Below are 20,964 nucleotides of genomic sequence, written 5' to 3'. Positions count from 1 at the left end.
GGGTTACTCCTCCCGCCCCAGCCGGGCCGCCGCATTGGCAAGATAGATATACTGGGCCGCCAGCGGGATGACATATTCATTCTGTCCCCAGAAGAACGGCCAGTCCTCCCGGTTCTCAGGGTAGTCCGGTTTCAGGATCAGCATGCCGGGAACGACCCCGCCCGCAATATAGGAATGATCCGCCCGGTTCGTACCGTAGGCGACTTTTTTCGATTTCGCCCCAATGCCAGAGACCAGTGAGAGATTATGCCCGGGGTGGCGTCCCAACACATAATCAAACCCGTCAAAAACCTGCTGCGCAGGCACGAGATCAGGAAAAGCCGTGTGCAGCTTATAATCTGCCACGGCCTGCCCCACGACAGCCCCTGCCCCAGCCCAGCCGCGTTTGGTGATCTCCACATTGAACGGGCTTTCGGCCCGCGCCTCGGCGCGTTCCGCAATGTAAGCCTCGGCAGCCTCCCTCAATTGCGCGTCGTAACCTTCCGACATCAGGGGGCGGATATCGATGGCCAGCGGCGCGATGGCGCCAAAGAAGGGCTGCGCCTCCTCCCACGCCTCAAAAACGGCGCCCGCATATTTCGGATCCTCCGTTGTCAGAAGAAGTTCGGCGGCCGCGCGGAACCGTTCAAGCGGCAACGGCCCTCCTGTCGTATTGCCATGCTGGAAGAGGTCAGGCTCGCGGCTCTCTTCATCATCGAAAACGCGGATCGCGGTGGCCAGCGCCTTCTCCGCCAATGCCTCGTCATAAGTTTTAAGTGCGCGTGCCGCCGCCGCAAGGCCCGCCGCCGAACCATATTGCAAGGCACTTGCGCGGCTGGTGAACGCCCAGCGATCATCGAGCTTTCCCGAATAGCCGCCGCTTTTATCATCCGGGCCGAGCCGGGCATCATGGATAAGATTGTCTGTCTTGGTCAGCGCGTCCCCCAGATGGGTGTACTGATCAAGGTCGGGCTCGACGATACCGTGAATGGCAAAGCCGACGGCATCGAACTGCGCGAAAAGCTGTTTCGTGCCATGAGCGATCTGCTGCTGAAGGTCCGCTTCGCCGTCAGGCACATGGATATCTGTGCGTCGCCGCGCCCAATCCACTTTTGTCTGATCGCGCGTCAGGCGGAAATCATCCCATGCCATGACGAGATAGCGCACCGTGCCATACTGGCTCTGGGTACGGATGTCATAATCGCCTGCGTCAAACCAGCCACCGACATTCAGGCCGGGAATATGCTCGAGCGGCGCGAAGGCCGTGTCGGTCGTCGCCCCCTGCCGGTAAAGGTCGTGATGCTCATGATCGACCGGCGCCTGCAGGGCGTCATCGAGATGCGGCGCGCCATGCCAGACGCGATAGCCTTCGTTGACGAACATATGATCCATCTGCACGGGGAAGAAAATATCGAGCGTCGATTGCCACGCCCGGTCATAGGCATCCTCCCCGATCCGGAACGGCCCTTCCCGGCGCCCCTCATATTCAAGAGTATAAAGCCCCGGCTCGGTCACCTCCGAGAAGTCAAAACTTGCATATTGATAGCGGAGGAAATGGCCCCATGCCTCGGGCGTGCCGGATTTGACGACTGTCTCGCCATCCGCGCCGAGCCGGATGAGTTTCATCTCTCCGGCCCCATCGGACCGGGCATCAAGCTCGATAATCGCGACTTTGTCCCGGCTCGGACGATAGCCAAGCTGATTATAGCTGACGACCGGCTCCCGCATCCAGCTCTGATCAACCGGCGCACTGATCCGCCATTCGACCAGTGTCCCTGTCTTGTCCGCCGGAAGGAGCGAGCGAAGGACGAACCAGCCATTCTGCGCCTGGTTCCGTCCGTCATAGACAGCAATCGGCGTGCCGGTGGATCGGACTGTCACTTGCGCGCGCTCGTCACCAGCCGCCATCACGATCTCCCGGCCTTCGGCGAGCGGCAGCGGTTCGGCGGCGGCGCCATCCGGCCGGGGGCCGTCCTCACGCAACTCCATCTCACTTGTCGGATAGACAGGCAGCAGCTCGGCCTTGCCGTCGACCAGCATCCCGGCCCCGCCATAGACGGACGGAATGAATTCAAGATTGAATCCGGCCACCCCATCGAGTTCTGCGGGCAAAGGCTCATCGCTCTCGACACGGATGAGATAGCCCTCCCCGTCGCGCCGCCCGGTGATGCGGTAATCGAACCCAAAATCCTGATAGCTCAGCTCGGCGGTGATCACGCCCCCCTCGCGATCGACATCGCGCTCGGCGAAACTGCCGATCGGCTCCCACTGCCCCGGCGTGGGGCTCAAACGCACATCGCCATTGGTGACGACCCGGACCCCGTGATGGATGATCTCAACACCGGAAATCTTGGCATCGCTGAAGAGGCTGTCATACCAGTTGGAGAAGACCAGCACATCCAGTCCGGGTTCGGAGAAATAGCCCGCCTCGGTCAGGATATCATCGGCAAGCGGTGCGTTCGTTTCAGCAGGCGCCACCGTCTCGGCCATTTCGGTTTCGACCGGGTCTGGTTGAGCGACCTCTTCTTTGCCGCCGCAAGCGGTCACAAGAATGAAGCCTGCAGCCGGTGCCGCGAAGTGCCGAAACGCCATGATATTCCTCCCTGCCGAGCGTGGACCCGGTCATTTTGGAAGACCCTAACCAGAAATGTTTGCGCTAACAATATTGAGGCCGTACGGCCCCCCGCCCATGAAAAAGGCGGCCCCGTCAGAGCCGCCTTTCGTGATGTCGGATATCCTGAAGAGCTTACTCTTCGATCACGGCCTCGGTCTGTGCCCGGACCTCATCCATCGTGACGCCCGGCGCGAGTTTCACAACGCGCAGAACCTTTTTCTCCTTATCGACATCGAAGACGCCGAGCCCGGTGATGATCCGGTCCACGCACGCAACGCCGGTCAGCGGCAGCGAGCATTCCTTGAGCAGTTTCGGCGCGCCTGATTTCGAGGAGTGATCCATCAGCACGATGACGCGCTTGACGCCCGCGACGAGGTCCATCGCGCCGCCCATACCCTTCACCATCTTGCCGGGGATCATCCAGTTGGCGAGATTGCCGCCTTCGGAGACTTCCATTGCGCCCAGGATCGAGAGGTCGATATGCCCCCCACGGATCATCCCGAAGCTGTCAGCCGAGGAGAAATAGGACGTCTTGTCCAACTCCGTAATAGTCTGCTTGCCCGCATTGATGAGGTCGGCATCGACATCGTCATCATACGGAAAAGGTCCCATGCCGAGCATACCGTTTTCCGATTGCAGGGTCACATTCATCCCGTCGGGGATGTGGTTCGCGACCAGCGTCGGAATACCGATGCCGAGATTGACGTAGTAGCCGTCTGCGAGTTCGGTTGCCGCCTCAGCGGCCATTTCGTCACGTGTCCAGGGCATGATTACGCCTCCTCCCGCTGACGGACGGTGCGTTGCTCGATCCGTTTTTCCTGTTCCGCCTCGATGATCCGGTCAATGAAGATCCCCGGCGTGTGGATCTGGTCAGGATCAAGCTCACCCGGTTTGACGAGGTGCTCGACCTCGGCAACGCAGGTCTTCCCGGCGGTGGCCATCATCGGGTTAAAGTTGCGGGCGGTCTTGCGATAAATGAGGTTGCCCTCGGTATCGCCCTTCCATGCACGGACGATTGAGAGATCCGCTTTCAGGCCCGTCTCCATGATATAGCGCTCACCATCGAAAGTGCGCTCTTCCTTGCCCTCGGCGATCAGCGTGCCGACGCCTGTCTTGGTGAAGAAGGCCGGAATGCCCTTGCCGCCCGCGCAGATGCGCTCGGCCAGCGTGCCTTGCGGGTTGAATTCAAGCTCCAGCTCACCGGACAGGAACTGCTCCTCGAACGTCTTGTTCTCACCGACATAGGAGCTGACCATTTTCTTGATCTGCCGTGTCTGCAAAAGAAGCCCGAGACCCCAGTCATCGACCCCGGCATTGTTCGAAATGACGGTCAGATCCTTGGCGCCCGAATCCCTGAGCGCGATGATCAGCGTTTCGGGAATGCCGCAGAGACCGAAGCCGCCCGCCATCACGGTCATGCCGTCATGAGTGAGCCCGTCGAGCGCCGCGGCGGCGTCTTTGTAAACCTTGCCAGCCATGTCACCTCCTGATTTTTCAGGCGCTTGTTGCGCCCTCCCCCCCGCTTCGCAAGAGGATGATGTAGCTCAATCAGAGTGAACCCAATCGTTCAAGGACTGGCAGCAAGGAACGGCGATGCTAAGGGATGACCGACAAGGAGAGACGACATGGCCAAAACCTATGATCGCATTGATGATCGCATCCGCGACTTTATCGCGCAGCAGAAAATGTTCTTCGTGGCGAGCGCCCCGCGCGGCGATAGCGGTCACATCAATGTCTCCCCCAAAGGCTATGACAGTTTCGCCGTGATCGATGACCATCAGGTCGCCTATGCCGATCTTGGCGGCTCAGGCATCGAGACGGTCGCGCATTTGCGCGAGAATGGCCGCATCACCTTCATGTTCTGCGCCTTTGACGGCCCGGCCAATATCCTGCGGCTCTACGGCACCGGCCGCGTCGTTCAGTTCAACGAGCCGGGGTTTGAGGAAGGGATGAAACTGTTCCCGAATATCGAGCGGGCACGGAATATCATCTATGCGGATATCACGCGCATTCAGGATAGCTGCGGCTGGGGCGTCCCCTTTTATGAGTTCAAGGGCGAGCGTGACCAGCTTTCACGCGCCATCAATCACATGGAAGAAAGTGCCTGGCAGGAAAAACGCCTGACGAGCAACGCTGAGAGCGTTGACGGCCTGCCGGGGCTCTTACGCCAACCAGAATAATTTCAGCTGCCATGTCGAAATGCAGCTCACACACACGTCATCTATTCAGGCGGCAACATTCCCGCCCAGAAAGAGAGAAATGACATGAAATATATGCTGTTGATTGCTGAAGACGAAGCCGCGAACCCAATGCCGTCAGGAGGCCCTGCTTTTGAAGCCTATATGGCGCCTTGGGCAGCCTATACCCAGAAATTGCAGGAAGCCGGCGCGATGTCGAGCGGTGCACCGCTGGAGCTGAGCCACACCGCAAAATCGGTCCGCGTGAGAGACGGCGGACGCACTGTTCAGGATGGACCCTATACGGATTCAAAAGAACAGCTGGGCGGGTTCTACATTATTGAAGCTGGCTCCATGGAAGAAGCCCTCAACTGGGCAGCCGAATGCCCCGGCGCCAAAACCGGGGTCGTCGAAGTTCGCCCCATTCCCGGCTGGGCTGAATAGAGAAAATGACCGCGCAGGCTGCTCACCGGGAAGTCGAGCGGCTTGCGCGTACCGCCTATGGCCGCCTCTTGGGGCGATTAATCCGGCATGCCGGCAATCTTCAGCTGGCAGAGGATGCTTTAGGCGATGCACTCGCCCGGGCATTGGAAGTATGGCCCGACAAGGGCGTCCCGGAGCGGCCAGAAGCATGGCTGATCACGGTTTCCCGCAACCGCCTGACAGATCAGGCTCGACGGGCAATGACCAAGGGGGCTTCTGAGACGGAAGTTCTGCTCCGGCAGGCTGAGCGGGAAGCCGCCGCAGAAGATGCCTCTCAATGGCCTCTCCCCGATCCGCGGCTGAGATTGCTGTTTGCCTGCGCCCATGACGCCATCCCGCCATCTGTCCGGTCGCCCCTCATGCTGCAAACCGTCCTGGGGCTGACGGCCGCGCGGATCGCACCGCTTTTTCTTTCAAGTCCCGCTGCTATGGGACAACAACTCTCACGGGCAAAATCTACCCTCGCCGATGCGGTACCCGGCTTTCATATCCCTGCGCCGCAGGATTGGCCGTCACTTCTGCCGCCAGTGCTTGATGCCATATATGGCGCTTTCTCCGCCGGGCTTGATGTGAGGGACGAAGAACTCGCGCGGGAAGCCTGCTATTTGTCTGAACTCTGTTGCGGCGCCTTCCCGAAAGTGCCTGAGGCAAGAGGCCTACATGCCCTCTGCCTCTATCGGTTTTCCCGTTTCGGCGCCGACAGGGACAATAAAGGCGTCTTCATCCCATTCGAAAATCAGAGCCCTGATAACTGGAATCAGGGCCTCATCAATCGCGCCGAGCAGGTGCTACATATGGCAGCCCTGTCAAAACAGCCGGGACGGTTTCAGCTGGAGGCGGCCATTCAGTCGGCCCATATCCACATGCTGCGAACTGGCGAGGACCGGTGGACGTCGATTATTGGTCTTTATACGGCTCTTCGGCAAGCTACTCCTAATCTTGGCGCCATTATCGGCCACGCGGCCGCATTGGTGGGCGCGGGCCGGCATACCGAGGCCGTCAGGACATTGCGGCAGGTCTCTGACGAGGCCAGCAGCCACCAGCCCTATTGGGCAACGCTCGCGGCGGCGCTCGCAGAACTGGGGCAAAAAGAGGAAGCCTTCGCGGCCTATACCAGGGCCATGGAACTCTGCTCAGACAGCGGCGTCAGATCCTATCTTGAAACCCGGCGTTCTCAGATCGTCGTCAGCTAAGCCGTCCGTATACGCCGATCAGGCGTTCTTCAGGATGCGTTCTGCAATGCTGGGCGCGATCCGGGCAATGACCTTCACCAGCGCAGCCTGCGCGATGGCGATCTCGGTCTTTTCTTTCTGCAGGCCGTCGAGCACTTCCCTGGCCGCTCGCTCAGGGGTGATCATTTTCTTGCCGCGTCCCGCCGTCATGTCGGTTTCAACCAGCCCCATCATGGCGTCGACGACGAGGACATGCGGCGCCTTCTCTTCGCATTGATAGCGCAGGGTCTTCGTAAAACTCCGCAAGCCCGCCTTGGTCGCACAATAGACGGGGGCGGACTTTTTCGGCGCCAGTGCCAGCGATGAGGTGATGTTCACAATCGCCGCAGCGGGCTGCGCTTTCAGAACAGGCAGAAGCCCGGTCGTTAGCTCAATGATGGAGGTCAGATTGACCTCGATCTCATCACGCGCCTGCTCGATCATCCGCGCCTGCTCCTTGCCAAAAAGATCAAGCTCATACTGGACACCGGCATTGTTGATCAGGATCGACAGGTCCGGCTGTTCGGACTGGAGCGTGCCGATCAACGCATTGACGTGATCGCGCCGGGATAGATCGGCGGGGAGGAATTCAACGCGGCCGGGATAAGCATCTTCAAGCTCTTTGACGGGTGCCCCGCTGCGGCTGAGCGCCAGCACCTGCGCGCCGCGCTTGAGCAGGCCGCGCGCAAGCTCGAGACCTATCCCTCGGCTCGCGCCCGTGACCAGCGCCTTGTGCCCCGTCAGCAGCATCCGGGCGCTTAAACGTCCCAGCCCGGATTTTCACGGGCGAGGCGGCGGACCAGCCCCGGCCAGATCAGCTTGTCGCCGATCCCCTTGATCCAGAGCGGTGAGGATTGTTGATAGACGAGGCGCGACATTTCTTCGCTCTCTTCGATCACCTTGCCCGCGGATTGCGCGAGGATCTGGATCTCGCAGGCCCGCTCAAGATAATACATCCGCGCAAAGGCGATCGCGCAATTGGCCCCGGTCGTCAGTGTACCGTGGTTCCGCAGGATCATGCAGGAATGATCACCGAGATCAGCCTGCAGGCGCGCGCGTTCCTCAAGATTGAAGGCAATCCCCTCATAGGCGTGATAAGCCACATCATCATGGATCTGCATTGCATGCTGGCTGAGCCGGCTGAGCCCTTCTTCTAGCGCGGAGACGGCAATGCCGTATGGGCTGTGAAGATGAAGGACGCAGCCCGCATCATGGCGGACTTCGTGAACGGCAGAATGGATCGTGAAGCCCGCCGCATTAGCCGTATACGGACTGTCATTGAGCTTCTTGCCCTCAACATCAATCTTGAGCAGCGAAGACGCCGTCATCTCTTCGAAGAAGATGCCGAAGGGATTGATCAGGAAACGGGGCTGGCCATCCTCATCCGGCAGGCGCGCGGAGATATGGGTGAATACGAGATCATCCCAGCCAAAAAGCTGGACCAGTCGATAGGTCGCAGCCAGCTCGCAACGGATGCGCCATTCCTCCTCCGACACCTCTCCTTTTAGGGATGGCAGATCGGCGGGCGGGATTTCTTGGGGCACCATATCGATGGGCGTATCACTCATTCTTACCTCCCGGTCGCGGAATGGACCTCAATTTGCTATATCCAGATGCACAAGCCCTATGGCACACAGCAACTGGCGGATGCAGTTAGCATATCCGCCTCCGGGGGAAGGACATAGATGGCAGGCAGAAATAAGGGTCAGCGGATCGCCTTCGTCGCCAGTGACCGGCCGAGAGGTCAGGCTGCGCTCAAAGAACTCGTAAAAATGTACGGTAATTGTGACCCCGATGACGCCGAAGTCATCGTCGCATTGGGGGGTGATGGCACCCTGCTCGATGTCCTGCGCGCCCATATGCATCACGACATCCCCGTTTACGGCATGAATTGCGGCACGGTCGGCTTCCTGATGAACGAGTATAACCCGGCCGCCCTCCCAGAACGGATCGCCAAAGCGGACCGCGTCGTCATCAACCCCTTGCGGATGATCGCGACCGACGGACGCGGCAAGAGGCATGAGGCGATGGCGATCAACGAAATCGCCCTTCTGCGGGAGACCCGCCAGACCGCACGCATCACCATCAAAGTGCATGGCCAGACACGGATGGAGACCCTGATCTGTGATGGGGTCCTTTTATCCACCCCTGCCGGCTCGACCGCCTATAATCTCTCCGCGCACGGCCCGATCCTGCCGATCAGCTCGAACCTTCTGGCGCTGACACCGATCAGCCCGTTCCGGCCACGCCGCTGGCGCGGGGCGCTGCTCTCTTATGACGCGGAAGTCGATTTTGAGGTGCAGGATCCCGAATTCCGTACCGTGCTGGCGACCGCTGACAATTACGAAGTCCGGGACGTCAAAACCGTCCACGGCTCAATCGCGCGGGATATTGAAATGTGCCTGCTGTTTGATGCCGGTGCCGGGCTTGAGGAACGAATCCTCGAAGAGCAGTTCGAATACTGATCAAAAAATAAAGGCAAGCCCTGTCGTCAGGGCGACAGACGCAAAAAGGCTCGTTGAGGGAAACCTGAACGGGTTGATGCCGCCTTTGATCGCGACGGCACCGCTCAAGACACTGAACGCGGCAGAACACACGCCCATGAAAATGACGAGCTCGACACCCGCGCCGGTTCGCGCAGCATGAATGTAGCCGACCGTCATCGCGACCAGCAGAAGCGTCGTGATGTGCCAGCAGTAATAATTGAGCCATTTGGATGCGGCCGGCAGCGACTGATCCGCAAGAAGGGGCCGCGCCACGAACTTGCCGCCAACGAATGTGTGCACGGCAAAAGTCAGCGCCGATAATCCCGCTGCCGCCCAGATGAGACCAGTGTGCATGACGACCTCTCCCCTTCAGGGGATCACTCAATCCGTTTGCAGGCCGGTTTGCCATGCGTCCGAAAGCCCCTGCGGCGACCGGTCCCGCCCCCAAATGGCTGGTAAGACAGCGTTAACGAAGATTGCCGTAAGGTTCCTTTTGCATATTTGCGAGACAGGACCTCCATGAGCGCTCAAGCGGTCCGGCTAACCGGGATCGATATCGATAACGCCCTGCAGAATGCGCATCTCGAGATCGCATTCCAGCCGATTGTCGCCTTTTCGGGCCGTCAGTTGCGGCGTTACGAAGCCTTTGTGCGCTGGGATCATCCGGGCCTTGGGCCCCTGCCGCCGGGCGCCTTTCTCTCCTTTTTCGAAAGCCAGGGCCGAATCGGTGAGCTGACCCGCTATGTGCTCGGCAATACGCTGGCGAGCGCCGTCACGGCAGAGCTGCCCGATGGTGTCGGGGTGTCGATCAATCTGTCGGTCGCGGATCTTAATGATCCGACACTGCCCAAAACCGTCACCAAGATGCTGAAAACCTATGAGTGGCCAGCCAAGCGGCTGACGCTTGAATGCCCGCTTTTCTCGCCCGACACGCCGATTGATGTGCAGGCCAAAGCCTATCAGCGGCTGGCTGAAACAGGCTGTCCGTTGGCACTCGAAGTGCGCGGCCGCGCAAGCGATGCGATGAAGGGCCTTGATCCCTTCCCCTTCACAGAGATCAAGACCGGCGGTCCAGCTGTCCTGCGTCAGGTGCGTTCAAGCCGTGGCGGGCCGGGCCTTAATACGCTCTCGGAGCTTTTGAGCTTTGCCAAAGAGCGGAATGTCGAGATCACCGCTGTCGGGGTCGAAGACCACGAAGCGGCCACCGCGCTCGATTCGCTTGGCTTTGACCTCGGGCAAGGCAATGCGCTTGGCCGCGCGGCGTCCCTGCCCGCCGGCACTAAGACCGAAGCTGTGACCGCACCCGTCGAGAAAGCGCCCTCTGCATCGGCTGAACCGCCGCTCGATCTGTCGAGCGAAGAAGACCAGCGCCGGGCGGACAGCCATACCCGCCGTGCCCGGATTGCTGCGGCAAAACGGGTTGCCATGCGACGCCTGAAAGCTGTCTCAACTCCGGCTGAGGACAGCGGAGACGCAACGCCCGACGCCATTGCAACAGCCCGCTCGCTGCAGTCCCGGCTTGAGCAGCATTTCCCGAAAGATGCGGCCCTGCCCGAAGAGGCGGACGAAGAAAAAGTCAGCGCGGAAATCACCTCGCTCGCTGAAGCAGCTTCCGCACCGGTTGAGAACGAATCCTCCGTCGAGGCGCTCCTGCGCGAGTTGCCTGCGGATATCCGTGAAACCAAGATCACAGATACGCTGAAGGCGGAATGTACGGACCCGGCGGATACGCTGGATGAGGTCGTCAATGATCTGCCTGTCCTGCCGACAGATACGGCGGATGATCCCGCTGACAAGCCTGAGCTGATCACAGACAGCACGCTCTTTGCGGAGCGTGAATATGTCCCCGACGAGCCGCCGCTGTGGCTGCATCTTCTGCAGAAGAAATACCGGATCACGCATTTCTGGCCCCGCTCCTGGCGGCGCTGGCATCGCGAGCGGATGGCTGCTCGCGAAGAGCGCCTGGAAGAGCTAGAGACTGTGCGCGAGGACGATCCGGTCCGCAGTGAGCGGCGCGAGGAGAACCCCGTTCCGGTCATGGCCGAGCGCGAGGTACACCCGCTCGTCTTCGGCCCAATGGCCGATCTTCGGTAATCCGCTTTTCAAGGCTGGTCGCACCCCGTCAAAGACCTTCAACCGTTCCGTCCCCTGCAAGGGAGGACAGACCGAGACAGCCTCCCACCACAGCCCATCGAACATGGCCGGCTCGCCGGCTTCGATCTCTTCGGTTGCGCCGATATAGAGAAGACCGTCTGACTTGGGGCAGAAATAAACGGTCTGTGTCCTGACGACATGGGTGAGCTTCAACTCCGGCGCATGATGAAGGAACGCCCGGCCCCGAACCCCTTCCATCTCGAAGGCACCGGGGAGGAGCTCAGCCGACCTGACACCGCCCGCCAGCACAATGCGGTCGGTCATGAACCGCTCCGTTCCTGCCCTGACTGAAATGCCCTCGGGCCTGCACTCAATCGCATCCGCCTTGAGCTGGATATGCGTGCCGCCTGCCTTCCAGAAGGCATTGAGCAGGACTGACCGCAGTAAACGGGGATCGGCCTGCCCTTCTTCAGGGACGAGCCAGGCGCGGCTCGCCGGGAAACCCGCCGGCGGCTCGGTCTCAATCGCGGAGGAAGACGGCGCGGAGGGAAAGCTGATGCCGATGATGCCGTTCTGATCATAACCGAAAGTCTGACCCGTCTCATTCATCAGCTCACGGGCAAAATCTGGCCAGAAAGTGAGCCCCTCTTCGAGCAGTGCGCCTAGACTGCCTGCAGCGCGCGGATGATGGCGCTCGAAACTCGGAGCCAACATGCCAGCCGCGGCATCGGTCGAGCGTGGGCCATCGTCCCCGATGCAGGTCACGCGGTGCCCGGCCCGGGCAAGCTTCCACGCCGCCGAAAGGCCGATCACCCCGTCCCCGATGATGAGAATATGCTGCACCGCCATAGGAAAGAGCGGTTACCGACTTCTCGAGGATCAGTGCAAGCCGCTCATCACGCGCGTCTTCTCAACGGAGTCCGCCGACGAGCCGAAATAATAGTTCACGACCGCTGCTGTCATAGTCGCCAGCGCGCCGAGCATGATCGAGAATTCCGTTCCGGCCTCGGATGGCAATTCCCGCCACAGCATGGTCGCCATCACGAAGAAGAACCCGCCAATCACGCCGAGCCCCAGCACCGCCGGGGTGATGTCCTTGATCGCCCGCTGACGCGCCCGCGCATCCGCCCGGTCTGAGGCCGCAATTCGGCGCGACTCATTCTGTGCCGTCAGCATGGCCTTGCGGAAATCAAGCTCCGCTTCCTTCAGCGCGGCGAGCGCTTTGGGATCGCGGCCAACCACCGCTTCGAGGATCACGCCGTCAGGTGCGGCCTCCTCTCCCGTCACTGCTTTTGAGACCGCCGCGACCGCTGCACCCGCCAGCGGGCCACCGAGCGCGCCTGCAAGGGTTGGCGCAAATTGCCCGACCGCCCGCGCTAGCCGTTCGCGGAGGGGAGGATTTTCTGAGATCGTCATAAGGCACTCCTCTGCCAATATTGAGGAGAATAAACCGGACTGGGCGCATGGGGATTAATTCACGCCTCGAGACCTTTTCGAGGCTGCCGAACGGGCCCAAGGTTCCGAGTCTCTCAACAAGTCCGAACAATGCTGCTCACCTCTCTTCTCACCCCGCTCGTACTTGCTGGCCTCGTTTATGTAGGCCTGACGCGCGGCATCCTGCTTGAGCTGACGAGGAAACCGCTGATCGTCACGGGGGTGAGCATTGGGATTGGGCTGATCTGGCTGATGCTCAACCTGCCCTATTTCCCTGACAAGCTGATCGGGGCAGCGGCACAGTCTCTGCTCGGCGCGCTGGTTTTTGTCGCAGCCATGGAATGCCGCCTCTCGCGGCTCTTGCGGATATCTCCTGATGCCTTCCGCCTCGCGACCGGCGGCACGCTCGTCATGATGTTCGGCTTTGCGATGACGGCGTATATTCTGGTGCCCGGCATGGGCCTCTTCCCGCCACTGCTCGTTGGCGCCGCCCTGATGTTGGGCGGGGCGCCCGCGGTCTCCTCGCCGCTCCTGACGGCGCCGATTGCCGAAGAAACACGGACCGCCGCGCGGGTTGAAACAGCCACCGTGCTCGTCCTCGGCGTGCCGATTGCGATGCTGCTGAACAGCGGCGCTGAACCCGTCACGCCGGGCACCGCTATTATCGACCTGCCCGCTATCCGTTCACTCGGCGGCTTTGCGATTGGCGGCATTGCGGGCCTTGCCGCAGGGCGCTTCCTCCCCATCCCCCAAGCGGCCTTGCCCAAATCACCGCTCTTTTTTGCCGCTGCGATGTATGTCCTCGCGATCCTCATCGGGCTCGACCCGGTGATGACACTCGCAGGCGCTGGCGTTGCCTATTCGGAGGAAGCCCGCCTCTCGGCTGCGATCCGCACCCGCTATTGGCGGACGGGCGAGGCGACGCTGTCGCCGATTGCGCTCGCCCTCTTCGGCCTGATCATCGCACCGCACGCCGTCACGCTCGACTTCCTGATCTGGTTCATGGCGCTGGTCGGCGTCGGGATGGTCCGGGCGCTCGCCCGCTATCTTGCCCTTGTGCCGAGCCATTTGCCGGTGGCCGATCAGACATTCCTGATCTGGTATAATGGCGCGCCCGGGGTCGGCAGCGCCCTGATGCTTCTGATCTTCACTGCATCGAATGCGCCCCTGACTGATCAGCCGATGGCGCTCGCCGCAGCGGCAGTCCTGATGGGTCTTGCGAGTGCCCGTATGGTGTCCAAACCGCTCACAAGGCGGCTCGTGCAACAGACAGCACTTGCCCAGAAAAGGCGTTATAGTGCCGCCTAGGATTTATGCCTGAGAGGCCGAACGTGACGGATCACTGTTTACTGACACATGTGGATGAGCGAGGGGTCGCCACCCTGACGCTGAACCGCCCGGATGTCCGCAATGCCCTCGATGAGGAGCTGATGCGGGAGCTGACCGAGCATGTCGTCACCTATAGCCGGTCACAGGATGTCCGCCTGATTGTCATCACCGGCTCTGAAGATGCCTTTAGCGCGGGCACGGACATTTCATGGATGGAGGAAATGGCGACCGACCAGCCCTCTGTCGATGCAAGACGGCTGGGCAATCTTCTCTGGCAGGTGCGTTGCTGTCCCAAACCGACCATTGCGCGCGTCAATGGCGCTGCCATCGGCGCCGGGCTCGCGCTGGCCGTTGCCTGCGATATTTCTGTCAGCGATGACGAGGCGCAGTTCTCACTGCCTGCCGTCAGGCTCGGCACCCTGCCGGCGGTCCTGGCGCCATTCATGCTTGATGCTGTCAGCCCATTTGTCCTCAGGCGCTACGTCTTGACGGGCGAGACCTTCTCCGCCGATGAGGCGCGACGGGTCGGCTTCATTCATGCGACCTGCCTTGGTGCGCAGCTTGATGCGACAGTCGCCCGGTTTATCGATGATCTTCTGATGGGCGGGCCGCTCGCTCAGAAGGAAATGAAAATGCTGCTCAACGCCTATGCGCATGAGCCGTTCAATACGGGCCTGATCGAAGGCGCCGCAAAGATCAGTGCCCGGATTCGGAAGACGAATGAGGCGCGTGAAGGGCTCGCCGCCTATATAGAAAAGCGTGATCCTGACTGGAAACGCTAAGGCCGTTCCTGATCGGGAAGTCTTGCTTTCAGCTCATCGATCTTCGCTGACAGGACTTTGAGCTCCTGCAGGACGTGGTCCGTTTCCTCATGGATGAATTCTTCGGTTTCATCCGCCTCTTCCTCCACCACCCGCACGACAATCGCGATGAAGAGGTTGAGCATGGTGAAGGTGCCGACCAGCACGAAGGTCAGGAAGAAGATCCATGACATCGGGTGATCCGCCTGCACATCATCCGCAATATCGCGCCAGCCCTCCAGCGTGATGATCTGGAACAGCGTGTACATAGAGGTGAAGACATTGCCGAAATAGTTCGGATGCGTCTCACCGTAGAGTGAGCCTGCGATGACCGCGAACACATAGACGATCAGGACGGCAATGATCGCAACGGAGATGATGCCGGGCACCGAATCGACCAGCGCTCTCACCACGGTGCGCATTCTCGGCACGACGGTGACGACCCGGAGGAGCCGCAGCACCCTGAACGCCCGGAGCGCGGCAAAGAGGTTCGAGGCGGCAAGCGCTGCGCCCGCGACAATCACAAAATCCGCGATATTCCAGCCCGACCGGAAGAATGACGGGCCATAGGCGGCAATCCGCAAGACCATCTCGATGACGAAGACCGTGACAAACAACAGATCAAAAAGATGCAGCCAGGGCCGCCACGGATCGAAACGGTCAAAAGTCTCAAGCCCCAGCGTGATCGCATTGAGGCAGATGAGCGCCATTACCGCGTTCGAGAACCAGGGCGCTTCGACCAGTTCGACCAGCCTCGCCCTTGCTCTCGCAAGCGGGGTCTGTGGCAGCTGCGCCACGTCTTTTGCCTTGTAATCCTGTTCCATGCCCGAAATGGAGCCTCACCAATTCACCCTTAACGCAGGATTAACCGGGACTTACGATCAGTTACAGACCCAGCATTGCACCTTGACAGCGCACCCTCCAAACCCGAGGGCTCAGGGTTAAGCAGCCCGGGGGCGGTCCGACCGTCCTTCTGGCTGATCGGAGAGATAAATGCCCATGGTCGCGGAAGACCCGACCCACCCCCATTCGGCGCAGGACGCCGATGATGACCGCTCTGTCGTCGTGCCGATTTCGGCCCGGCATGGCGATGATCCTCGCGGGGCGGAGAGCGACACGGCGCGGCGCGCTTTTCTCGAAGACGACAATGATCCCCTGCCCTGGCCAAGGCGGGCGCGCAAAGTGCAGCGCATCTCGCAGATGCTCGCCTTCACGATCCCCGTCTGCTGGATGATCGCATGGCCGATCGGGTCGATGCTCGCCAATGAGCAGGTGACCGGCGTCTGGGCGCTGAAATTCGGCTATTCGCTGGATGTTGTCCTGTGGGCGGCAACGGCCGGGATCTGCATCCGCCTTATCGGCTATGTGCTGTCGCTCGCCCTTCGGCTCGAAGCGTCGGCGCAACAGCTCGTCTCCGGGCATTCCGGCCGGTCCTTTGCCGATCTGACGCCGGGCTCTGTATCCGCGCTTAATGATGAGATTGATCAGGCCCTGTCGCGTCTTGCGGAGGCAGAAAGCCTAATCCGCCAGCAGGTCCGGGCCATCGGCAATGCTGGTGAAGCCTTGGGCGCAGGTACAGCGCGCAGTGCCGCCCGGCTTGAGCAGGAGCGCAATGCGCTGATCGCGCTCACCGAAGAAATGAACCGCGAAGCGGACCGCTTTGCCGAGAAGATCGCCGAACGCTCACAGGCTGCTGCCGATGAGCATGCCGGGCTGGAGGATCGTCTGGCCGATCGCGGGCGTGAGTTCGACAGTCAGATCAACCGGTTTGAATCTGTCTCTGCGCAATCGCTCGACCGGTTCGAAGAGCTTGCCCGTGCCATGGAAGAGCGCAGCGCCGCCCTGCGGAATGCGAGCGAGGAAGCGACAGAGCACCAGACCTCGCTGACCAACCGGCTTGAGGAGAATGCCGCGCGCATTCACGCTGCTCAGGAAGAACTGGCCAACCAGTCCGCCAAACTCGAAACCCTGATGCGCGACCAGCGTCGCCGTGCCGACAGGCTCGCGCAGGTCGTCACCGAACAGGCAAGCCGTGTCGTCGCTCCGCGTCAGAAACCGGTGACGCCGCCTTCACCGCAAGCCGCAGCACCGACGCCCACGCCGCCGCCCGCGCCGGTCGAACCGGAACCCATGGCGCTCAAAGACCGGCCAAAAGAAAAGCATCGTTGGAAAGACATCCTCGCCAAGGTCGAGGAAGCCAATCCCGCACCGCTGGTCAAACCTATCAAGCAGGCCGAGGAAGACATTCCGATCCCGCCGACACCGCCTGCGCCCAAGCCGACCGCGTTCCCGCGCGAGCCGATCATGAGGGCGACACAAGGTCTGGTGACGCCTAAAATTGATCCGGCCCCCGCGCCGTCAGCGCCCGTTCGTCCGGCTGAGCCTGCTCCTGCACCAAAGCCCGCACCTGAAAAGCCGTCCATGGAGGCATCCCCTGCCCCCAATATGGATGTCCTCGACCGGCTGGTCGTTCGTATCCAGAATTACTCACTTGTCCTTCAGACCCAGCTTTTCGGCGGCCCCTCACATGAGGATCTCGACCGGTTTGAGGCTGGCGAACGCCAGATCTTCGCCAAGGCCCTGATCGCACGCGATCAGGATACGCTACGCGCGCGCATTCAGGCAGAGCTGAACCAGAATGCTGTCTTCAGGGAACGGACCAATGAATTCCTGCGGGACTTCGATACGATCCTTGAGCCGCTGTCAGCTGAAGCCGGCGGGGCGGATGCGATCCAGACCTATCTGACCTCACCGCTCGGCCGGCTATATATGCTGACGGGTTCAGCCGCCGGTCACTTCGACTGAGCAGCCTCCCGGCGCTCATTCTCTTCAATCAGGCCGGATGTCCAGCGCACCGCTTCCTCGGTCGTCATAGCGGCAGCTTCATTGAGCGCATCAGCATAGAACTCAGCGCCCCGGCCCCCTGTCGGGATTTCCTGTGTGAAGACACTCGATGCCAGCGTGTGTCCGCGCGGATTGGTCAAGCGTGCACCGAAAGAGACACGCGCCACTTCGCCCGCTCCTGTCCGGTCGATATTGAATGCCCGGATATCCGAATAAAGGACATAAGACCGGCTGACCGGCATTTCTGTCCGATCACCGACGGCTGCGACGATATCGGCATTCTCGAACCGTCTCTCCAGATAGATACGGAAGAGGACCGGCACACGGTCGGCCCATTCCGCCCCATCGACATATTCATATCTGTAGGGACCCGTCGCAATCGCAACATTGAAGGTATTGTAGACCGCCTCCGCCGTCGGATCACTGATGATCAGGCTGGTATCAACCGGCGTGACGGCGACAGACATTGCCCTGTCCGGGTCCAGCCGGAAGCGCGGCGGCTGGCGCCCCGAATCCGGCAGGACCGAAACACAGGCCCCGAGGGCCAACAGCGGAACCGCACAAATGAGTTTCTTCAACATCTTCCTGCCGCCTTTAATCTGCTGTCGGACGGCCTTCGCCGACCAGGAATGCCGCCGGATTGCGGTCGAACTCAAGTAAGATGGCTTCGGTCGTATCGACAAGCCGCGAAGCCTTGTGGATCATCATGATGGTCGCGCCGAGCCCGTTCCGCGTGAATTCGCTGATCGGTTCGGCATTGTCATCGACAATGGCATTCACATCGAGGACCAGTTGATTGAGGTTCTCCGCCGTCTCGTTCAGCTGCTGGATCGCTGCGCGCGCATCCGTGCTGACGACATCATCAATGGTCTTCATCGTTTTGTTGAGGCTGGTCGTCGCGTCAGAGATATTCCGTGCGGCAAGGCGCAGGTCAGTGCTGACGACGGCCGCATTGTCGATGATCAGGGACAGCTCATTTTCCTTGTCAGCGAAGACATCCGTGATCGTCTCAATATCTTCGATAATTCGGCTCACCGATTCTGCATTTTCCTGATTAATGAGCTGCTGCAGGCTGAGCGCCAGCTCACCTGATGATTCAAGCACCGCCGCGATACCGCCCAATTCCGCCTCAATGACGGGTACACGCTCCCGGCTGACATCCTGAAGGAGCGGCGCATTGGGTGAGCCGCCCGTGAACTGAACGACGGCAAGGCCGGTCACCCCTGTCAGCTCAAGCTCGACATTGGTGTCGGTTTTGACCGGCGTCCCCTTATCGACCCTGACCAGCGCAAGCGACCGGTTGGGGTTGTTTTGGTCAAGCTCCAGCGTTTCAACCTGCCCGACCGGGATACCGTTGAAGAGGACGTTTGCCCCCTCCTGCAGGCCGGAAATTTTCTGGGTAAAGACGATCTGATATTCATCATATTCTGACCGGTTCGACCCCAGCCAAAGAGTGAAGAGGATCGTGAGCACAATCCCCCCCAGCATGAATGCTCCGATCAGCACATAGTGGGCTCTGGTTTCCATGACTCCCGCCCCTCCTTCTTTATGCCCGGCCCCGTTCGGGCGCCGGCACGTCAAACGTATTCGCAGCCTGAGCTGCACGGCCGCGTGGGCCACTGAAATATTCCTGGATCCATGGATGCGGGTTCTGGCGAACCTCATCGACAGGACCGTCCGCAATCACCTTTTTCTCGGCAAGAACGGCAATGCGGTCACAATCCCGGTTCAGACTGTCGAGATCATGGGTAATCATGAAAACCGTCAGCCCGAGCGCATCGCGCAGGCTGATGATCAGCTCATCGAATTTTGCTGCGCCGATGGGATCAAGCCCTGCTGTCGGCTCGTCAAGAAACAGGATTTCCGGGTCAAGCACGAGCGCGCGGGCAAGGGCTGCGCGCTTCCTCATCCCGCCTGAAAGCTCGGAGGGGTATTTCTCCGCCGCCTCCGGCTGGAGCCCGGCAAGGGAGATCTTTGTACTGGCGATTTCTCGGGCCAGCTGGTCTGAAATCTTCAACGTCTCTCGTAACGGCGCCATGACATTCTGCGCCACGGTCATCGAGGAGAAAAGCGCCCCATCCTGAAAGAGGAGACCCACCTTGCGATTGACGGCAGAACGCTCATCTTCACTGAGATTTTCTGTTTGCTCGCCCAGCATCCAGACGGTCCCGCCATCTGGTGGCCGCAGGCCCACAATCGCCCGCATAAGGACAGATTTGCCCGTCCCGGAGCCACCGACGACGCCAAGGATCTCACCGCGATAGACGTCAAGATCGAGTTCATCATGGACGACGAAGCTGCCGAACTTGTTCGTCAGGTCACGGACCCTGATGACGACATTCTCGTCTGGCGTTGGCGCACTCATATGCCAAGCTCCAGGAACAACATCGCAAAGAGAGCATCGATGAGGATGACGAGGAACAGGGACTGGACAACCGCCATGGTCGTCCGGCGGCCAAGTTCTTCTGCTGAATGCTCGACATTCATACCGTGATAACAGCCAACGACCGCAATCACGAAGGCAAAGAACGGCGCCTTCACAAGGCCGACCATCAGATTGTCGACGACGACGATTTCCTGCGTCCGCGCCATGAAAAGCTGTGGCGGGATATCAAGCGCCAGCCAGCCGACAATGCCGCCCCCCAGAATACCCAGGAAGGCCGCTAGGAAGGCCAGCACCGGCAGGGTCAGCATCAGCGCAATTGTCCGGGGAATGACAAGCGCATCAAGCGGATTGACGCCGAGCACCCGCATGGCGTCGATTTCCTCGCGGAGTTTCATGGAGCCAATCGCGGCGGTGAACGCACTGCCTGAGCGCCCGGCCAGCAGGATCGCGGTGAGGAGCACCCCGAATTCGCGCAAGACGGTTATGCCGACGAGTTCGACCGTGAAGACCGACGCCCCGAATTCGGCCAGCACCCGCGCGCCCATAAAAGCGACGACCGCGCCGATCAGGAAGGACATGAGCCCGACGATCAGGGTCGCATCCATCCCCGCCTCTTCCATGTGATGGACAAGCGGGGTCATGCGGAACCGGGTCGGTTTTTTGATACTGCCGCCGATACGGGCAATGACCGCGCCGACAAAGCTGAGGATGCTCAAGCCTTCGGTCCCGAAGCGTTCCGTCCCTCGCCCGATCCGGTCGAGCATCAAGACGAAGGATTTACGCTCCGCAGGATCATTCGCGCATTGCTCCAGATGCGGCTTCATCTGTTCGATGAGCTGATCGTGAATGGGTGAGGCGTTTTCGAAAACCGGAGACGGCTGGCTTTCGCCCTCCGCCGTGCAATTCTCGCGCATCCGCAGGAGGATCATCGCCCCGGCGGTATCGAGTTCATCGAGCCCGCCAAGATCAATGGATTTCAGGCGATTTCCCTGCTCGGCAACGAGTTTCCGCAACTGGTCATCAATGCGGACAAGCCCGTCACGCAAGGTCCAGTCACCCCGCAGCAATAGCTTGAGAGCGCCATTCTCTTCAGCAATTTCATACCCGGCTGACGCCATACCGCACGC

The 20,964-nt window shown here is 60.5% G+C and carries 20 protein-coding genes and 1 pseudogene; 8 read left to right on the top strand and 13 right to left on the bottom strand.

Features of this window, described 5'->3' with window-relative positions:
- Positions 1-3: 3 nt before the first annotated feature.
- From DX908_RS12960 to DX908_RS12950, 3 genes are all read right to left on the bottom strand, one after another.
- Positions 4-2,571, bottom strand: coding sequence for a glycoside hydrolase family 9 protein (locus tag DX908_RS12960; RefSeq protein WP_199564710.1), 2,568 nt, complete (start codon positions 2,569-2,571; stop codon positions 4-6).
- A gap of 154 nt (positions 2,572-2,725) precedes the next feature.
- A complete protein-coding gene (locus DX908_RS12955; RefSeq protein WP_116392727.1) occupies positions 2,726-3,361 on the bottom strand; it encodes a CoA transferase subunit B in 636 nt (211 codons plus the stop codon).
- Positions 3,362-3,363: 2 nt separating this feature from the next.
- Positions 3,364-4,071, bottom strand: coding sequence for a CoA transferase subunit A (locus DX908_RS12950; RefSeq protein ID WP_116392726.1), 708 nt, complete (start codon positions 4,069-4,071; stop codon positions 3,364-3,366).
- A 147-nt stretch (positions 4,072-4,218) separates the two neighbouring features.
- Here DX908_RS12950 and DX908_RS12945 point away from each other — a divergent pair, with 147 nt between their 5' ends.
- The 3 genes from DX908_RS12945 to DX908_RS12935 all read left to right on the top strand — a co-directional run bounded on the left by DX908_RS12945 (position 4,219) and on the right by DX908_RS12935 (position 6,446).
- The gene (locus DX908_RS12945) at positions 4,219-4,773 is read left to right on the top strand and encodes a pyridoxamine 5'-phosphate oxidase family protein (RefSeq protein ID WP_116392725.1); all 555 of its coding nucleotides are present in this window, start codon (positions 4,219-4,221) and stop codon (positions 4,771-4,773) included.
- A gap of 84 nt (positions 4,774-4,857) precedes the next feature.
- Positions 4,858-5,214, top strand: coding sequence for a YciI family protein (locus DX908_RS12940; RefSeq protein ID WP_116392724.1), 357 nt, complete (start codon positions 4,858-4,860; stop codon positions 5,212-5,214).
- Between the two features lie 5 nt (positions 5,215-5,219).
- Positions 5,220-6,446: an RNA polymerase sigma factor gene (locus tag DX908_RS12935; protein WP_116392723.1), complete on the top strand. Its 1,227-nt coding sequence runs from the start codon at positions 5,220-5,222 to the stop codon at positions 6,444-6,446.
- An 18-nt stretch (positions 6,447-6,464) separates the two neighbouring features.
- On the opposite strand, the gene DX908_RS12930 is transcribed toward DX908_RS12935, so the two are convergent.
- Together DX908_RS12930 and DX908_RS12925 are read right to left on the bottom strand one after the other, a co-directional pair.
- Positions 6,465-7,214, bottom strand: coding sequence for an SDR family oxidoreductase (locus DX908_RS12930; RefSeq protein ID WP_116392722.1), 750 nt, complete (start codon positions 7,212-7,214; stop codon positions 6,465-6,467).
- An 8-nt stretch (positions 7,215-7,222) separates the two neighbouring features.
- Complete coding sequence (locus DX908_RS12925) at positions 7,223-8,032, bottom strand: class II aldolase/adducin family protein (protein WP_116392721.1); 810 nt, start codon at positions 8,030-8,032, stop codon at positions 7,223-7,225.
- 117 nt (positions 8,033-8,149) lie between these two features.
- Between DX908_RS12925 and DX908_RS12920 the strand changes: the two genes are divergently transcribed.
- A complete protein-coding gene (locus DX908_RS12920) occupies positions 8,150-8,929 on the top strand; it encodes an NAD kinase (protein ID WP_116392720.1) in 780 nt (259 codons plus the stop codon).
- Here DX908_RS12920 and DX908_RS12915 read toward each other — a convergent pair whose 3' ends face one another.
- Positions 8,930-9,304, bottom strand: coding sequence for a hypothetical protein (locus DX908_RS12915; RefSeq protein WP_116392719.1), 375 nt, complete (start codon positions 9,302-9,304; stop codon positions 8,930-8,932).
- Positions 9,305-9,469: 165 nt separating this feature from the next.
- On the opposite strand from DX908_RS12915, the pseudogene DX908_RS16610 reads away from it, so the two are divergent.
- Positions 9,470-10,195: pseudogene (locus tag DX908_RS16610) on the top strand (EAL domain-containing protein); the annotation flags it as partial.
- Positions 10,196-10,921: 726 nt separating this feature from the next.
- Here DX908_RS16610 and DX908_RS16605 read toward each other — a convergent pair.
- Positions 10,922-11,887 carry an FAD-dependent oxidoreductase gene (locus DX908_RS16605; RefSeq protein ID WP_158548768.1) on the bottom strand — a complete coding sequence of 322 codons (966 nt, stop codon included), beginning with the start codon at positions 11,885-11,887 and terminating at the stop codon, positions 10,922-10,924.
- 36 nt (positions 11,888-11,923) lie between these two features.
- Positions 11,924-12,460, bottom strand: coding sequence for a hypothetical protein (locus DX908_RS12900; protein ID WP_116392716.1), 537 nt, complete (start codon positions 12,458-12,460; stop codon positions 11,924-11,926).
- A gap of 129 nt (positions 12,461-12,589) precedes the next feature.
- Between DX908_RS12900 and DX908_RS12895 the strand changes: the two genes are divergently transcribed.
- Both DX908_RS12895 and DX908_RS12890 read left to right on the top strand, forming a co-directional pair.
- A complete protein-coding gene (locus tag DX908_RS12895) occupies positions 12,590-13,786 on the top strand; it encodes a cation:proton antiporter domain-containing protein (protein ID WP_116392715.1) in 1,197 nt (398 codons plus the stop codon).
- Positions 13,787-13,809: 23 nt separating this feature from the next.
- Positions 13,810-14,589: an enoyl-CoA hydratase-related protein gene (locus tag DX908_RS12890; protein ID WP_158548766.1), complete on the top strand. Its 780-nt coding sequence runs from the start codon at positions 13,810-13,812 to the stop codon at positions 14,587-14,589.
- Here DX908_RS12890 and DX908_RS12885 read toward each other — a convergent pair.
- A complete protein-coding gene (locus DX908_RS12885; RefSeq protein WP_116392713.1) occupies positions 14,586-15,431 on the bottom strand; it encodes an ion transporter in 846 nt (281 codons plus the stop codon). The genes DX908_RS12890 and DX908_RS12885 overlap by 4 nt on opposite strands.
- A gap of 169 nt (positions 15,432-15,600) precedes the next feature.
- On the opposite strand from DX908_RS12885, the gene DX908_RS12880 reads away from it, so the two are divergent.
- Positions 15,601-17,412, top strand: a complete 1,812-nt coding sequence (locus tag DX908_RS12880; RefSeq protein ID WP_147303799.1) for a hypothetical protein — start codon at positions 15,601-15,603, stop codon at positions 17,410-17,412.
- On the opposite strand, the gene DX908_RS12875 is transcribed toward DX908_RS12880, so the two are convergent.
- From DX908_RS12875 to DX908_RS12860, 4 genes are read right to left on the bottom strand one after another with little or no spacing between them, the layout of a single operon-like run.
- Complete coding sequence (locus tag DX908_RS12875) at positions 17,400-18,032, bottom strand: ABC-type transport auxiliary lipoprotein family protein (protein WP_116392711.1); 633 nt, start codon at positions 18,030-18,032, stop codon at positions 17,400-17,402. The two genes, DX908_RS12880 and DX908_RS12875, sit on opposite strands and share 13 nt — an antisense overlap.
- Positions 18,033-18,045: 13 nt before the next feature.
- Positions 18,046-18,978, bottom strand: coding sequence for an MlaD family protein (locus DX908_RS12870; protein ID WP_158548764.1), 933 nt, complete (start codon positions 18,976-18,978; stop codon positions 18,046-18,048).
- Positions 18,979-18,997: 19 nt separating this feature from the next.
- Positions 18,998-19,816 (bottom strand): ABC transporter ATP-binding protein, encoded by an 819-nt coding sequence (locus tag DX908_RS12865; protein WP_116392709.1) that lies wholly within the window; start codon positions 19,814-19,816, stop codon positions 18,998-19,000.
- Positions 19,813-20,955: an ABC transporter permease gene (locus DX908_RS12860; RefSeq protein WP_116392708.1), complete on the bottom strand. Its 1,143-nt coding sequence runs from the start codon at positions 20,953-20,955 to the stop codon at positions 19,813-19,815. Before DX908_RS12860 ends, DX908_RS12865 begins: the two co-directional genes overlap by 4 nt.
- Positions 20,956-20,964 lie beyond the last annotated feature (9 nt).

Origin of the sequence: Parvularcula marina, from assembly GCF_003399445.1 — a bacterium.
In the GTDB taxonomy this organism is placed as follows: Bacteria; Pseudomonadota; Alphaproteobacteria; order Caulobacterales; family Parvularculaceae; genus Parvularcula; species Parvularcula marina.
Note: the sequence above shows the minus strand (reverse complement) of the source record. Positions and strands in the feature narration are given on the sequence as shown.